This is a genomic window from Pseudodesulfovibrio pelocollis (assembly GCF_030282845.1).
Taxonomy (GTDB): domain Bacteria; phylum Desulfobacterota; class Desulfovibrionia; order Desulfovibrionales; family Desulfovibrionaceae; genus Pseudodesulfovibrio; species Pseudodesulfovibrio pelocollis.
This window is the reverse complement of sequence record NZ_JASTWE010000011.1, coordinates 1-14,929: the sequence shown is the minus strand read 5'-3', so window position 1 is coordinate 14,929 and position 14,929 is coordinate 1. Positions and strand designations below refer to the sequence as shown.

General features: G+C 67.6%; 14 protein-coding genes. 6 read left to right on the top strand and 8 right to left on the bottom strand.

Translation table 11 applies throughout. The features are described from left to right. Positions 1-8 precede the first annotated feature (8 nt). The 3 genes from QQS14_RS05720 to QQS14_RS05710 form a co-directional block, all read right to left on the bottom strand. The gene (locus QQS14_RS05720; RefSeq protein WP_285905996.1) at positions 9-374 is read right to left on the bottom strand and encodes an Hsp20/alpha crystallin family protein; all 366 of its coding nucleotides are present in this window, start codon (positions 372-374) and stop codon (positions 9-11) included. A 13-nt stretch (positions 375-387) separates the two neighbouring features. After that, positions 388-801: an Hsp20/alpha crystallin family protein gene (locus QQS14_RS05715; protein ID WP_155933371.1), complete on the bottom strand. Its 414-nt coding sequence runs from the start codon at positions 799-801 to the stop codon at positions 388-390. 149 nt (positions 802-950) lie between these two features. Then, complete coding sequence (locus QQS14_RS05710) at positions 951-1,154, bottom strand: Trm112 family protein (protein WP_285905995.1); 204 nt, start codon at positions 1,152-1,154, stop codon at positions 951-953. Positions 1,155-1,360: 206 nt separating this feature from the next. On the opposite strand from QQS14_RS05710, the gene QQS14_RS05705 reads away from it, so the two are divergent. The 5 genes from QQS14_RS05705 to QQS14_RS05685 all read left to right on the top strand — a co-directional run bounded on the left by QQS14_RS05705 (position 1,361) and on the right by QQS14_RS05685 (position 7,198). Then, the gene (locus QQS14_RS05705; RefSeq protein WP_285905994.1) at positions 1,361-2,218 is read left to right on the top strand and encodes a PHP domain-containing protein; all 858 of its coding nucleotides are present in this window, start codon (positions 1,361-1,363) and stop codon (positions 2,216-2,218) included. A gap of 387 nt (positions 2,219-2,605) precedes the next feature. Beyond that, positions 2,606-3,598, top strand: a complete 993-nt coding sequence (locus QQS14_RS05700) for a BMP family protein (protein ID WP_285905993.1) — start codon at positions 2,606-2,608, stop codon at positions 3,596-3,598. Between the two features lie 60 nt (positions 3,599-3,658). Beyond that, positions 3,659-5,209: an ABC transporter ATP-binding protein gene (locus tag QQS14_RS05695; RefSeq protein WP_285905992.1), complete on the top strand. Its 1,551-nt coding sequence runs from the start codon at positions 3,659-3,661 to the stop codon at positions 5,207-5,209. After that, a complete protein-coding gene (locus tag QQS14_RS05690; protein ID WP_285905991.1) occupies positions 5,206-6,255 on the top strand; it encodes an ABC transporter permease in 1,050 nt (349 codons plus the stop codon). Before QQS14_RS05695 ends, QQS14_RS05690 begins: the two co-directional genes overlap by 4 nt. Position 6,256: 1 nt before the next feature. Further along, positions 6,257-7,198 (top strand): ABC transporter permease, encoded by a 942-nt coding sequence (locus tag QQS14_RS05685; protein ID WP_285905990.1) that lies wholly within the window; start codon positions 6,257-6,259, stop codon positions 7,196-7,198. Between the two features lie 29 nt (positions 7,199-7,227). Here QQS14_RS05685 and QQS14_RS05680 read toward each other — a convergent pair whose 3' ends face one another. The 5 genes from QQS14_RS05680 to QQS14_RS05660 all read right to left on the bottom strand — a co-directional run bounded on the left by QQS14_RS05680 (position 7,228) and on the right by QQS14_RS05660 (position 13,532). Then, positions 7,228-7,944, bottom strand: coding sequence for a class I SAM-dependent methyltransferase (locus QQS14_RS05680; protein WP_285905989.1), 717 nt, complete (start codon positions 7,942-7,944; stop codon positions 7,228-7,230). Positions 7,945-8,045: 101 nt separating this feature from the next. Further along, positions 8,046-9,458 (bottom strand): sigma-54-dependent transcriptional regulator, encoded by a 1,413-nt coding sequence (locus QQS14_RS05675; RefSeq protein ID WP_285905988.1) that lies wholly within the window; start codon positions 9,456-9,458, stop codon positions 8,046-8,048. 99 nt (positions 9,459-9,557) lie between these two features. Then, positions 9,558-10,478 (bottom strand): TIGR01777 family oxidoreductase, encoded by a 921-nt coding sequence (locus tag QQS14_RS05670; RefSeq protein WP_285905987.1) that lies wholly within the window; start codon positions 10,476-10,478, stop codon positions 9,558-9,560. A gap of 146 nt (positions 10,479-10,624) precedes the next feature. Then, on the bottom strand, positions 10,625-12,016 hold the full coding sequence (locus QQS14_RS05665) for a peptidase U32 family protein (RefSeq protein ID WP_285905985.1): 1,392 nt from the start codon (positions 12,014-12,016) through the stop codon (positions 10,625-10,627). A gap of 151 nt (positions 12,017-12,167) precedes the next feature. Beyond that, the gene (locus tag QQS14_RS05660; RefSeq protein WP_285905984.1) at positions 12,168-13,532 is read right to left on the bottom strand and encodes an MATE family efflux transporter; all 1,365 of its coding nucleotides are present in this window, start codon (positions 13,530-13,532) and stop codon (positions 12,168-12,170) included. A gap of 251 nt (positions 13,533-13,783) precedes the next feature. On the opposite strand from QQS14_RS05660, the gene yedE reads away from it, so the two are divergent. Further along, positions 13,784-14,929 (top strand): YedE family putative selenium transporter, encoded by a 1,146-nt coding sequence (gene yedE, locus QQS14_RS05655; protein WP_285905983.1) that lies wholly within the window; start codon positions 13,784-13,786, stop codon positions 14,927-14,929.

The window sequence follows — 14,929 nt, the reverse complement described above, 5'->3', positions numbered from 1 at the left end:
TGTCCGGGCTATCCGGCCGTGATCTCGATCTTGCGGGGCAGGACCTTCTCCACCTTGGGCAGGTGGAGTTCCAGCACCCCGCTGGCGAGGTTGGCTTTGATCCTGTCGCGGTCCACGATGTCGGTGATGGAGATGGAGCGCACGTATTCGCACTCGCCGAACTGCATCTCGGCGAAGCGCTCGTCCTGGCCCGGGGTCAGGCTGGTGCGGCCCCGGACGGTCAGCTCGTCGTCCTGTAGGTCGATATTCAGATCCTCCCGCCTGACGCCGGGCATGTCCATGTAGATGTGGAAGCCGTCCTCGCGCTCCAGAATGTCCGTTGCGGGCCGGTAGCGGGCCGGGCTCCTCTCCTCGTTTTTCACGATCTCGCTCATGTCCGCACCTCCCTTAGGCAATTTCGATGTTGATGGAACGGGGCTTGACGTCCTCGGCCTTGGGCAGGGTCACGGTCAGGATGCCGTCGGTCATGACCGCCTTGACCTTGTCCCTGTCCACCGGGACGGCAATGTTGACAACCCTGTGGAAAACACCGCTCTGCCGCTCCTGGCGATAGTATTTTCCCTGGGGTGCGGCGCGCTCGCCCTTGAGCACCAGGGTCTTGTCCGACAGGGTCAGCTCCACGTCGGCCAGCTCCACGCCGGGCAGCTCCGCGCGCACATAGATGTTCTCGTCGTCGTTGCTCAGATTGAGCGGGGGATAGGCCAGACGGCGGTCATCCCCCATCGGGGATTTGAAGAACTCCTCGAACACGCGGTCGAGCCGGGACGGGAAATGATACAGGGTGTTGAAGTCGATAACCATGGGAGACACCTCCTTTGTCGTTGTTTTCCCGAAAATAGGCACGGTTTTCATTGCGTCAAGTTTCCCTGTGGAAAAAAACACGCCGACCGGGCCGGACCTCGACAGGTCCGGCCCGGTCGGGCGGAAGCTATGCGGCGTTGGCGAGGGGGCTAGTCTTGAGCGTTGGCCTTGCCTTCGGACCATTGCGCCTCGGGCACGGCCTGATCCGCGAGCATGACCGGGATGCCGTCCCTGACCGGATAGACCACGGCACAGGCCGGGCAGGCCAGGCCGTCGTCGGCCGGAAGCGGGGCCACCGCGCCCCGGCAGCGGGGGCAGGCGAGCATGTCGATGAGTTCCTTGTCCAGGGTCATGGTTCCTCCTTGCGATCTGCCGAACCTACACCCATCGGGCCGGGCTGGCAACGGCCGGGCTGGCAGTGGGCCGTGCATGCGCCCTCCCGCGTCATGCACCCCAAAATCCCGGCCGGACGGCTTCCCGCCCTTTACCTGCCCCGTCCCTGCCTGCTACTGTTCCCCACGGCCATCCTGCCGCCCCACTCAGACCACGGAAGCCCCGCATGATAGACCTGCACACCCACTCCACCGCCTCGGACGGCACCCTGACCCCCACCCAGCTGGTCACGCTGGCCAAGGACATCGGCCTGGACGCCATCGCCCTGACCGACCACGACACCCTGGCCGGACTCGACGAGGCCGAGGAGGCGGGCCGCGCCCTGGGCATCGAGGTCATCCGGGGATGCGAACTGAGCCTGGAATCGCCGCGCGGCGCGGGCTGGCTGCACATGGTGGCCCTGTGGGTGCCCAGGCAGGCCGACGAGTTGCAGGCCGCCTTTGACTGGGTCATCGAGGGGCGGCGCATCCGCAACCACGAGATCGTGGCCAAGCTGCGCACCCTGGGGGTGAACATCACCTACGAGGCCGTGGCCGCCCGGGCTGGCGGCACCATTGGCCGCCCCCACTTTGCCCAGGAGATGCTCGCCCTTGGCGTGGTCTCGTCCATGGACGAGGCCTTCAAGGTCTGGCTGGGCGACAACGGCCGCGCCTACGTGCCCAAGCGCAAGCTCAAGCCCGACCACGCCCTGGCCATCCTCGGCCGGGCCGGGGCCACCAGCGTCCTGGCCCATCCCTTCATCCTCGGCCTGGACCTGCCCGGCACCGAGACCCTGGTCCGCGAGTTGCAAGCCCAGGGCCTGGACGGCATGGAGGTCTACTACCCCGAGCACGACGACGCGGCCACCCGCGCCTTCAAAGCCATGGCCGAGCGGTTGGGCCTGCTCATCAGCGGCGGTTCCGACTTTCACGGGGCTGTCAAACCGAGGATTGCCCTGGGCCGGGGCAAGGGCGGCCTGCATGTGCCCACCGCCCTGCTCGACACCATGAAGCGCCATCGCCGCGAGCGTGGCCTGCCGGTCTGAACCGCAGCCAACCACCTGCCGACAAGCCTTTCGTCATTGCCGACGACTTATCGACAAGCTCACGACGACGCCGTGCAACACCGTTTGTTTTCGGTGATTCTTCCTGTCTTCCGGGGGCCGCTCCCGGCAGCCGGGGCGGTTCATTGTGCACAGGCTTGTCAAAACCCGCGGTTTTCGCAGTTCGGTTTTCCTTATTTTGTCACAATCGCCTGGTGCCGGGAGGCGTCCCGGCCCGCGGTCGGCCCCGGGCGATTCCGCAACCGGCGGGGCTTTCAGGCCATTTACTCCGGTGCGCGTTTCTGGCATTAGCGTTGCAGTCCTGTGACGCCGCGCAATCGACACTGATGCGGCCCATACGCTTACCCCAACCGAGGAGAGGGAATCCGCATGAAACGTTTTCTGACTTTGGCCGCCGCCCTGTGTCTGGCCATCACCGCCATGGGCGGGGCCGCCATGGCCTCCGGCAAGATCAAGGTGGCGGGCATCTACACCCAGCCCATCCAGCAGAAATGGGACGCCTGCCTGCACAAGGCCCTGCAAAAGGCCGCCGACGCGGGCGAGATCGAGTACGTCTATTCCGAAAAGGTCTCCAACACCGACTACGTGCGCGTCATGCGCGAGTATTCGGAAAAGGGCGTCCAACTTGTGGTGGGCGAGGCCTTCGGCATCTCCCGCGACGTGACCAAGGCCGCGGCCGACTACCCCAACGTGGCCTACCTGATGGGCGACTCCTTTGGCCCGCGCGGCACCAATGTGGCCGTCTTTGACAACTACATCCACGAGCCCTGCTACCTCATGGGCATGATCGCCGGGACCATGACCAAGACCAACCGAATCGGCATGGTCGGCGGCTATCCCATCGGCGAGGTCAACCGCCTCTTCCACGCCTTCATGGCCGGGGCCAGGGCCGTGAATCCGGCCGTGGAGTTCAAGGTCTCCTTCATCGGCTCCTGGTACGACCCGCCCAAGGCCAAGGAATTCGCCTTTGCCCAGATCGAGACCGGGGTGGACGTGCTCTACGCCGAGCGCGGCGGCGTGGTGGACGCGGCCCGCGACAAGGGCATCATCGCCTTTGGCAACGTCAACGACATGAACAAGGAGGAGAACGGCACGGGTGTGGTCGTTACCTCCGCCCTGTGGCACATGGAGCCCGCCATCAACCACGCCATCGCCCTGGTCAAGAAGGGCGGGTTCAAGGCCGAGGACTACCGCGAGTGGACCATGATGGCCAAGGGCGGAGCGTCCCTGGCCCCGTACTACGAGTTCGAGGAGATCATCCCGGCCGGGATCAAGGCCAAGGTGGCCGAGACCCAGGCCGCCATCCTCGACGGTTCCTTCGTGGTGGAGATCAACGACGACGAGCCCAAGTCCACCTTCTAGCATTCCATGACCGGGCCGCCGCGCGCCATGCGGGGCGGCCCGTCCTGCGACCGGGACTCCATGACCGAACCAGTGCTCAAGCTCTCGGGCGTCACCAAGGCCTTTGGCCCGGTGATGGCCAACGAGAACGTGACCCTTGAACTGCGCCCCGGCGAGATGCTCGCCCTGCTCGGCGAAAACGGCGCGGGCAAGACCACTCTCATGTCCATCCTCTTTGGCCACTATGTGGCCGACAGCGGCGAGGTGGAGGTCTTTGGCCGCGCCCTGCCCGCTGGCTCGCCCCGCGCCGCCCTGGCCGCCGGGGTGGGCATGGTCCACCAGCACTTCACCCTGGCCGACAACATGACCGTGCTCGACAATGTCATGCTCGGCACCGAATCGCTCCTCTCCCCCACCCGCGACACCGGGGCGGCCCTCACGCGGCTGACCGGGCTCATGGAACGCTTCGGCCTGCGCGTCAATCCCCGGGCCATGATCAGGAGCCTGTCCGTGGGCGAGCGCCAGCGCGTGGAGATTCTCAAGGCCCTGTACCGCGACGCGCGCATCCTCATCCTGGACGAGCCCACGGCCGTGCTCACGCCCCAGGAGGCACAGCACCTCTTCGCCACCCTGCACCAGATGGTGGACCAGGGGCTGTCGGTCATCTTCATCACCCACAAGCTGCGCGAGGTCATGGCCGCGTCCGACCGCTGCGTGGTCCTGCGCCACGGCCGGGTGGTCTTCGAGGCAGCCACGGCCGAGACCTCGGCGGGCGAGCTGGCCCGGGCCATGGTGGGCAGCGACATCCCCAGAACCAGCCGACCGGAACCGAGGCAGGGCAAGGAAATCCTGTATCTCGACGCCATCACCGTGCGCGGCCGGGGCGCGACCCCCCTGCTCGACGGGCTGAACCTGAACCTGCGCAGCCACGAAATCCTCGGCATCGCCGGGGTCTCGGGCAACGGACAGGCCCAGCTGGCCGACCTGCTCTCGGGCCTGATCGTGCCGGACGACGGCCAGATGGTCATCCACGGCAAGCGGGTCCACGCGCCCAGCCCGGCGGCCATGCTCGCCCACGGCGTAGGCCGGGTGCCCGACGACCGCACCGGCACCGGACTGGTGGCCGACATGACCGTGCTCGAAAACCTGTCCACAGAAGTCTATCGGCTGCCCGCCTTTGCCCGGCGCGGCATCATGAATTTCAAGGCCCTGGCCTCCCGGGCGCGCCAGCTGGTCCAAGCCTTCGACATCCGCTGCCCGTCCGTGGACACGCCGGTGCGCACCCTCTCGGGCGGCAACATGCAAAAGCTCATCCTGGCCCGGGTCCTCTCGGGCGCGCCCTCGGTCATCCTGGTCAACCAGCCCACATGGGGCCTCGACGTGGGCGCCACGGCCTATGTCCACCAGCAGCTGCTGGACGCGGCCGCCCGGGGCGCGGGCGTGGTCCTCATCTCCGAGGACCTGGACGAACTGCTTCAGGTGGCGGACCGCATCCAGGTCATGTACCAGGGCTCCCTGTCCGCGCCCGTGCCCGCAGCCGGGGTGGACCGGGCCGGACTGGGCCTGCTCATGTCCGGCTCCCACGCCTCGCCCAACGCCGCAACCGGCACCACTGCCAGGAGCGCCGCATGAGAATCGAACCACGCGAATCAGTGTCCCTGGCCATGAAGGGCATTGCCCCGCTGATGGCGGTGGGCACGGCCATGCTCGTCTGCTCGGCCCTGCTGGTCTGGGCCGGGGCCTCGCCCACCCAGGGCTGGGTCTTGATGATCAGCGGCGCCCTGGGCTCCAAGTTCGCCCTCAGCGAGACCCTGACCCGGGCCACCCCGCTCATCCTCACGGGACTGGCCGCAGCCGTGGCCTTCCGGGCCAAGCTCTGGAACATCGGCGGCGAGGGACAGTTCTACATGGGCGCAGTGGTGGCCACATGGCTCGGCACCGGGCCGTTCGCCATGCCCCCGTACCTGATGATCCCCTATCTCTTCCTGGCCGGGGCCATGGGCGGCGGGCTGCTCCTGCTCCTGCCCACCCTGCTCAAGACCCGGCTCCAGGTGGACGAGGTGGTGACCACCCTGCTGCTGAACTTCATCGTCATCCTCTTTGTCAACTGGCTGGTCTTCGGACCGTGGAAAGACCCCATGGCCATGGGCTGGCCCCAGGCCGCGCCCGTGGTGGACCAGGCCCTGCTCCCCCAGGTGCTGGACAAGACCCGGCTGCACCTCGGCTTTTTCATCGCCCTGTTCTGCGCCGTGGGCGTGTGGTGGTTCATGCGCGCCACCACCTGGGGCTTCGAGATCCGGGCCGTGGGCGCGAGCCCCAGGGCCAGCGCTTTTGCGGGCATGCCCGTGGCCGCCGTCACGGTGCGCACGGCCCTGCTCTCGGGCGGGCTGGCGGCCATGGCGGGCGTGGCAGAGCTGTGCGGAGTCAAGGGCTACCTGACCCTGGACCTCTCCCCCGGCTTCGGCTACTCGGGCATCGTGGTGGCCATGCTGGCGGCCCTGCACCCGCTGGGCGTAGTGGCCTCGGCCCTGTTCGTGGCCGTGATCCAGATCGGGGCCGACTCCATGAGCCGGTCCATCAACATCTCAAGCTACATCGCGGACGTGACCACCGCGGTCTGCCTGCTGGCCGTGCTGGTGGCCATGTTCCTGACCCGCTACCGGATCAGGTGGAGGTAGCATGGACATCCTCTCCTTTTTCCTGGAGACCGGCTTCTGGATGGCCACCCTGCGCATGGCCACCCCGCTCATCCTCGGCACCCTGGGCGAGCTGATCTGCGAGCGCGCGGGCGTGCTCAACCTCGGCATCGAGGGGATCATGGCCGCCGGGTGCATGGCCGGATGGACCTGGGTGTACATGGGCGGCGACCTGTGGACCGGGGTGCTCTTCGCCGCCTTCATCGGCGCGCTCTTCGGCCTGCTCCACGCCCTCTTCACCGTGCATCTGGGCCTGTCGCAGCATGTCACCGGCCTGGGCATCACCATGCTGGCGGCCAGCCTGTCGTCCTTTGTCTTCCGCATGCTCCTGCCCAGCGCCACCACCCCGCCAAAGATCGTGCCCTTCCAGCCCCTTGCCCCGCCCCTGCTGGCCGACATCCCGGTGCTGGGCCAGATACTCATCGGCCAGACCGCCCTGACCATGGTCGCCCTGGCGGCCGTGGCCGTGGTCTCCTATGTCCTCTATCGCACCCCGGCCGGGCTGGCCGTGCGCATGGCGGGCGAAAACCCCATGGCCGTGGAGGCGCAGGGGCTCTCGGTCTTCGCCATCCGCACCTGGGCCGTGATGGCGGGCAGCGCCCTCATGGCCGTGGGCGGCGCGTTTCTGACCATGTCCGCCTTTGACGCCTACTACATCGGAATGGTCAACGGCCGCGGCTGGATCTGCATCGCCCTGGTGGTCTTCGCCTCCTGGAAGCCGGGCAAGGCCCTGCTGGGCTGCCTGCTCTTCGCCGCCTTCGACGCCATCCAGATGCGCGTGCAGCAGCAGTCGGGCATGCTCATCCCCTACCAGTTCTATCTGATGATGCCCTACGTCTTCTCCATCATCGCGCTGATCGTCATGTCGCGCCGCGCCGCCTATCCCAAGGCGCTGCTGATTCCCTTCAGGAAGGGCGAAAGGTAGGGATTTTCCGAGGGGCTTTTCGACGGAGATCAGCCCATCTCGGGCTCGGTGCGCCAGGCAAAGAGGGGATTGAGGGGGCGCATGTTGACGAAATCCACGCGCACCGCGCCAAAGGCGCCCACAAAGGGCGGGTAGAGGGCGCAGTTGATGGCGCGGCAGACGCGGCCCGCGCGCCATGTGCGGGTCGGGCCGGGGAGCACCGAGCGGGCCAGGGTGGGCCGGAACCCGGTGGCCCGGCGGATCATGTCCTGAATTTCGCACCAGGTGTGCCATGTGCCCGAGTCCAGGGTGGAGCCGGTATTGCGCACGTTCATGGCGTAGTAGAGGGAATTCTTGTTGAGAAAGCCCACGAGGATGCCCTTTTCCGCCAGCCGCGCGGCCTCGGCCAGCATGGCCTCGGGTTCGTCGGTGAACTCCAGGGCGGACCAGATCATGGCATAGTCGAACTCGTTGTCCGCGTAGGGCGTCAGTTCGCCGTCGCCCAGGTTCAGCACGGCCCGCTTGCCCAGCCGCTTGCGGGCGGCCATGATCATCTCCGGGCTGCTGTCCAGGCCAGTGACGTCAAAGCCCATCTGGTAGAGGGTCTCGAGCATCAGCCCGGTCCCGCAGCCCAGCTCGACCAGCTTGTGGCCGCGCCGGGGCCACCCCGCGAGCACGGACTGAAGCAGCCGCGTCTCGCAGTCGAGGGCGAAGCGACCCTCGGTCGTGTCGAACCATTGCTCGTAGTGTTCCGGGTCCCAACCCATGCCCTCTCCTTCAGGCTTTGAAGGACCAGCCACCCGGGCCGGTCTGTTGCACTACGACCCGACCCCGGCGGCCCGAAGGACGGGCCAGGGGGCGGACCGAATCAGTCGATCTGAATCCGATAGGCCTTGAGTTTGCGATACAGCGAGCTGCGCTCAAGGCCCACGGCCTTGGCCAGCTGGGAGATGTTGCCGTCGAACTCGCGCAGCCGCGCCGCCAGAAACCGCGCCTCGAACTCGGCCCGGGCCTGCTTGAGGTCGGTCGGGCCCTCGGCGATGAGGGCGTCCAGGGAGCCGCTCTCGGCCTCGTCCGCCGCCCCGGTCCGGGCCTGGGGCCGCGCCGGGCGGCCGCCGGTGAATTCCGGGGGCAGCCTGTCACGGGTCACGGTCTCGCCAGCAAACATGATGAACATCCGCTCCACGAAATTCTTGAGTTCGCGAACGTTGCCGGGCCAGGGGTAGTCCACGAGGGCCTCCATGGCTCCCTCGTCAAAGGCGATGGGCTTGAACCCGTGTTGGCGCACCAGCATGGCGATGAAATCGTCGATGAGCAGGGGGATGTCCTCGATGCGCTCGCGCAGGGGCGGCACCTCAAGGGGAAAGACCTTGAGCCGGTAGTACAGATCCTCGCGAAAGGTGCCCGCCTCGATCTCGCGCAGCAGGTTCTTGTTGGTGGCCGCGATGACGCGGACGTCCACGGTGATGGTCTTGCGCCCGCCCACATGCTCGAAGGACTGCTCCTGGAGGATGCGCAATATCTTGGCCTGGGTCTTCAGGCTCATGTCGCCGATCTCGTCGAGGAAGAGGATGCCGCCGTCGGCCAGCTCGAACTTGCCAGCCTGGGCCTTGTCCGCGCCGGTGAAGGCCCCCTTCTCGTGCCCGAACAGCTCGCTCTCGATGAGCTCCTCGGGAATGGCCGCGCAGTTGACGGCCACCAGGGGCTTGTGGCGGCGGCTCGACTGATGGTGGATGGAGCGGGCCACGATCTCCTTGCCCGTGCCGTTCTCGCCGGTGATGAGCACCCAGGAGTCGGTGGGGGCCACCCGGGAGATGACGTCGTTGAGGGAAACGATGGACTCGGACCGGCCCGTGAGCACCACTGGCTGCTCGGAAGAAATGCGGGTCTTGAGGGCGAGGTTTTCCTGGCGCAGGCGGGAGAACTCCAGCGCGTTGCGCGTGGTCACCACGACCTTTTCCAGCGAGAGCGGCTTCTCGATGAAGTCAAAGGCCCCCTTCTTGAGGGCCCGGACCGCAGTCTCGATGGTGCCGTGGCCCGAGATCATGATCACCGGCAGCCCTTCCTGGTCGCGGGCGATGGCGTCGAGCACGGCCAGCCCGTCCATGCCTGGCAGCCAGATGTCCAGAAAGACCATGTCCGGCGTGGCCGCGCCGAGCCGCTCCAGCCCCTGCTCGCCCGACTCCGCCTCCATCACCTCGTGGCCGTCGTCTTCAAGGATGCCGCGCAGGGAGAAGCGGATGCCCTCCTCGTCGTCGATGATCAGTATCCTGCCGCCCATCTCAGCTCCTCGCGGTGATAATTCGGCCCGGCCCGTGCGCCGTGGCCTTCCCCGTCATACCGGAGCGGCCCGTTTCCTTCAAGGAGTGACTCGACCGTTTCAGGCCGCGGCCCGACCCTTGCCCAGCAGGTCGGCCAGCGCGCCCTCAAGGTCCGGGTGCCGGAACTCGTAGCCCGCCTCGACCAAGCGGGTGGGCAGGGCCAGCTGGCCCGAGAGCAGCACCTCGTCGGCCATCTCGCCAAAGAGCAGGCGCAGGGCAAAGGCCGGGGCCTTGAGCCGATAGGGCCGCCCCAGGGTCTGGCCCAGGATGCGCGCGAACCTGCGAAAGCGCACCGGCGCGGGCGCGGTCAGATTGTACGCGCCGCGCGCCACCGGGTTTTCCATGAGAAAGCGGATGGCCCTCACCTCGTCGTCCAGGTGAATCCACGACACGCCCTGCATCCCTGAGCCGGGCGGGCCGCCCACAAAATACCGGAAGGGCGGCAGCATCCGGGCCAGCGCGCCGCCATTGCCGAGGACCATGCCCGTGCGCACGATGACCCGGCGCACGCCCATGGCCTCCACCTCGGCCGTGGACGCCTCCCAGGCGCGGCAGACCTCGGCCAGATACCCGTTGCCCGCCCCCTCGCCCTCGTCCAAGGGCTCGGTGCCGCGCGGGCCGTAATACCCCACGGCCGACGCCTGGACAAAGACGCCCGGCTTGGCCGGGGCCTCGGCCACGGCCTTGACCAGGGCGCGGCCCGCGTTGACGCGGCTTTCGAGAATCCGTCGTTTGACCTCGGCGGTCCAGCGCCCGGCCGCGATGTTCTCGCCCGCCAGGTTGACCACCGCCGTGTCCGGCCCCAGCAGCTCGAGCCAGCCGGAGCCGTCCCAGCGCATGCCGATGACCCCGTGCCCGAACACCTCGGCCACCTTGGCCGGAGAGCGCGACAGGACCACGATCTCCCAGCCCGCGCCGCGCAGCTCGGCCACCAGTGCCTGCCCTATGAAGCCGGTCCCCCCGGCGATGACTGCCCGCATGCGACCTCCTGTGCGCTTCATGCGCCCACCATTGCATACATCCAGACTCCATGATTACCACGCCTTGCGTCCTCGCGCCACAGTCTTCGCCATCTTTTCGGGACAACGGCCGGGCGAAAAAAAGGGGATTCGGAACGGGGCGGGAATCAGTCCAGGGCGTCCAGGTCCCAGGGCTGGCGGATGAACATGCCGGGTCTGATCTCGGGGTGGTCGCAGATGAGCAGGGCGCGCTGGCCGGGGTGCGAGACGGTCAGGCCGATCCCAAGGTCGTTCTCCACGCCGTAGTCCTCGGCCGCGATGCGCGGCCGGACGAGCCCGGGGATGAGCAGCTCCATGTCCTGGCCGGTCTGCCAGCGCGACTTGGTCTGGACGTGCCACCGGCCGTCCCCGGCCTGCTCCAGGACGCGGGCGAGCACGGCCCGCTTCTCGCCCTCCTCGGGCGGCAGGGCGATGGCGGCCCGGCGCTCGGGGTCGAAGAAGCCGGTGGTCAGGGGCCGCGAGGCGGCGTTGACCAGTTCGGAGAGGTATTTTTCGGGCGCGAACTTCCCGGCGGCGATGTCGCGCAGGGCGGTCTTGTAGGCGTCCACCACCTGGGCGAGATAGGCGCTGCTCTTGGTCCGCCCCTCGATCTTGAGGGAGGCCACGCGCATGCGGGCGAACCATTCCAGATAGTGGATCAGACACAGGTCCTGGGCCGCGAAAAAGGCGGACCAGCCGCCCGTGTCGTGGGCCAGGGACAGGGCCGGGTCGGCCGGGGTCACGGCCCGCGGCTCGTCGTCACCCAAGGGCTCGAAGGCGAAGTCGTCCTCGGCCCGCTCAAAGGTGAAGTCCTCGCCGGTGCCGTACTCGCGCACCTCCCACATGGGCTCGCCGGGCCGGGTGCGCTCCTCAAAGGTCATGGACAGGGGGCGGTACTCGTAGCGGCAGGGGTGGGAGCACTGGCCCAGGTTGCCCGGCCGGTCGCTCTGCAAGGCCGAGAGGTAGCAGCGGCCGGACACGGCCATGCACATGGCCCCGTGCACAAAGACCTCAAGCTCCATGGTGGGCAGCTGTTTGCGGGCGATGGCCAGCATCTCCAGCAGTTCCTGGGCGCGCAGCTCCCGGGCCACGTTGACCCGTCTGGCCCCGCACTCGCGCCAGAAGCGCACGGCCTCGGAATTGGAGGTGTTGGCCTGGGTGGAGATGTGGACCGGGATTTCCGGCAGCTGGCGGCGCAGCAGGCGGACCACCCCGGGGTCGGCGGCGATGACGCCATCGGGCCTCAACTCGCCGAGCCTGTCGATGACGCGGCGCACCTCGTTCATCATGCTCTCGCGGGGGTAGACATTGAGGGTGAAGTAGGCCTTGACCTTGGCCGCGCGCGCCTTGGCCAGCCCCTCGGCCAGGGCCTGATCGGAGAACCCGCCCGCGCCGCTGCGCAGATTGAGGCCGTCGCCACCGAGATACACGGCGTCCGCGCCGTAGAGGATGGCGGTTTCGAGTTTTTCCATGTCCCCGGCCGGGGCGAGCAGTTCAGGTACGCGGGTGGTGTCGGCCATGGGTTCCCTTTGGCGGCGCTGGTGGTGGATGCGGGATACGGCTCACCACCTTACAGCAAAGCCCGTCGCCGCGCCAGCCGCAATGTGCCGGGAAGGCGGCAGGGAGTGATCGCCATGCCAAACCGCCCTCAGCCCATTTCTAGGCCGGATATCAGGCCGCGACCCGGTGCGCTCCGGCAGCGATGGTCTCGTCCACGTGACTGAGCAGGCGGCGCAGCAGATAAAGGCTGAGCAGGCCCGAGGCGACCAGAGAGGCCGGGTGGCTCAGGTAGACGCCCTCGCCGCCCAGGAGGTGGCCGAAGAGAAAGGCCAGGGGCAGCCGCAGGGCCAGCAGCCGGACAAAGCCGAGGAACAGGGAATAGCCGGGCCGTCTCGCCCCCTGGGCCACGCCCAGGACCACGAGGTCAAAGGGAGCCAGGGCCATGCCGATCAGGGCCAGCCGGAAGGCGTGGGCGGCCAGGGTGGCCACCTCGGGTCCGGGGTTGAAGACGGCGAAGACCGCGTGGACAAACACGCCCATGAGCACGGCCACAGGGATCAGGACCGCGTAGCAGGCGCGGATGCACAGCCGCACGGCCTCGCGGATGCGCTCCATGTTGCCCTGGCCCATGTTGAAGCCCACAAAGGGGATCAGGGCGCAGGTCAGGCCGTAGATGGGCAGGATGAGCATCTGCTCCATGCGCGAGGAGAGGTTCCACGCGCCCACGAAGGCGGGGCCGAAACCGGCCAGCACATAGTTGAGCCCGGCCGTGGACGCAGGGATGATGAGCATGGTCAGGCTCACGGGAAACCCGAGCCGGACCATGCCTCCCCAGGCCGCCACGCCCTCGCGGCCGCAGGTCAGGGTCGGGCGGTCCATGCCGCGTCGGCCGAGGACGGTGAAAAGGATGGCCCCGGTCACCCCCCAGCCGATGAGCGAGGCCAGCGAGGCCCCGGCAATGCCCATCTTGCAGGTGAAGATCAGCAGCGGGTCGAGCCCGATGTTGACCACGTTGCCCGCGATCATGGCCAGCATGGGCGTGCGGGCATCGCCGTGGCTCAGGAACACGGACTCGCAGAGCATGGCAAAGCCCATGACCGGGAAGGTCCAGGCCAGCCAGAAGACGAATTCCCCGGCTGGTTCGAGCACGTCACCACCCACCCCGAACAGGGCGAAGAGCGGCTGATTCAGGGCCGGAAGCGCCAGCAGGCAAAATGGAGTCAGCACCAGCAGGGCCAGCGGCAGCGCGGCCCGGGCCACGACCCCGGCCCCGGCCTGATCCCCGGCCCCGCGCGCGTGGCTCATGAGGGCCGTGGACCCCACGGCCAGCCCCTTGCACAGCGACAGGGCCACATAGAACAGCGGCACGGACAAGGACAGGGCGGCCAGCTCGGCCGTGCCCAGCCAGGACACGAAGACCGTGTCCACCAGCGAATACAGGTTCTGGAAAAACATGGAGACCATGGCCGGGCCGCCGAGGCGCAGCAGCACGGACAGCACCCTGCCCTCGCCCATGTTCATGGGCGCGGCGCTCACGGGCGCTCCCCTTTGGCCAAGGCCCCTGGTCGGTGCAAGTGCAGTCGGAACATCGTCAGCATGGATGGCCCCGTTTTTTGCCTGTGCTACCCCACGCTCAACATATCCACAAGGGGGCAAAAGGACGAAGGGGCGCCCGCACAGCTGCACGCCGCTCTTCTCAATCCACTCAATAGATATTATCTATATCAAGCCCGCTACAGGTCGGCAGAAATCGATTTGTCATTGGCCGAGGCATCCCCTACACAATCATGAGAATAATCCGTGTGCCGAAGGGGGCTTCGGTGCCACCGTCAAACCGTGCGAGGGGGACCATGAAGACATTCTTTTCGTCCAGGGCGGGCATCATCGCCGTGGGTGTGGCCATCGGCGTGCTCGCGCCGCTGCTGCAATACTGGGGCAATCCAGGCAACATGGGCATCTGCGTGGCCTGCTTCGAGCGCGACATCACCGGCGCGCTGGGTCTGCACCGGGCCGAGGTGGTCCAGTACATCCGGCCGGAAATCATCGGATTCGTCGTCGGCTCCCTGATCGCCGCGCTGCTCTTCCGCGATTTCCGGCCCCGGGCCGGGTCCGCGCCCGTGGCCCGGTTCGTGCTCGGCGCATTCGCCATGATCGGGGCCCTGGTCTTCCTGGGCTGCCCGTGGCGGGCCATCCTGCGGCTGGCTGGCGGCGACCTGAGCGCCATCTTCGGCATCCTCGGCCTCATCGCAGGCATCTTCATCGGCACTATCTTCTTCCGCAAGGGCTACACCCTGGGCCGCGCCCAGAAGACGTATCCCTCGGTGGGACTGATCCTGCCCCTGTGCATGGCCGGGTTGCTGGCCCTCATGCTCGCCTCGCCCCAGTTGCAGGGCGAGCTCAAAAGCGGCGTGCTCTTCTACAGCGTCAAGGGGCCCGGGGCCATGCACGCGCCCCTGCTCATCTCCCTGCTGGCAGGGCTGTTCGTGGGCTTCATCGCCCAGCGCAGCCGGTTCTGCACCATGGGTGCCTTCCGCGACGTGATTCTCTTCAAACAGACCCACCTGCTCCTGGGCGTCATCGCCCTGCTGGTGGCCGCCTCGGTGGTCAACGCGCTGCTCGGACAGGTCAAGATCGGCTTCGAGGACCAGCCCGTGGCCCACACCCAGCAGGTCTGGAACTTCGCGGGCATGCTGCTGGCCGGTTGGTGCTTTGCCCTGGCGGGCGGCTGCCCGGGCCGTCAGCTCTTCCTGGCGGGCGAGGGCGACGGCGATGCCGCGGTCTTTGTCTTCGGCATGATCGCGGGCGCGGCCTTCGCCCACAACTTCGGGCTGGCCAGCTCTCCGGCAGGGGTCGGTCCCCACGGCATCCTGGCCGTGTTCATCGGGCTGGCCGTGTGCCTCTATTTTGGCCTGACCATGCGCGCGAAGAGCTAA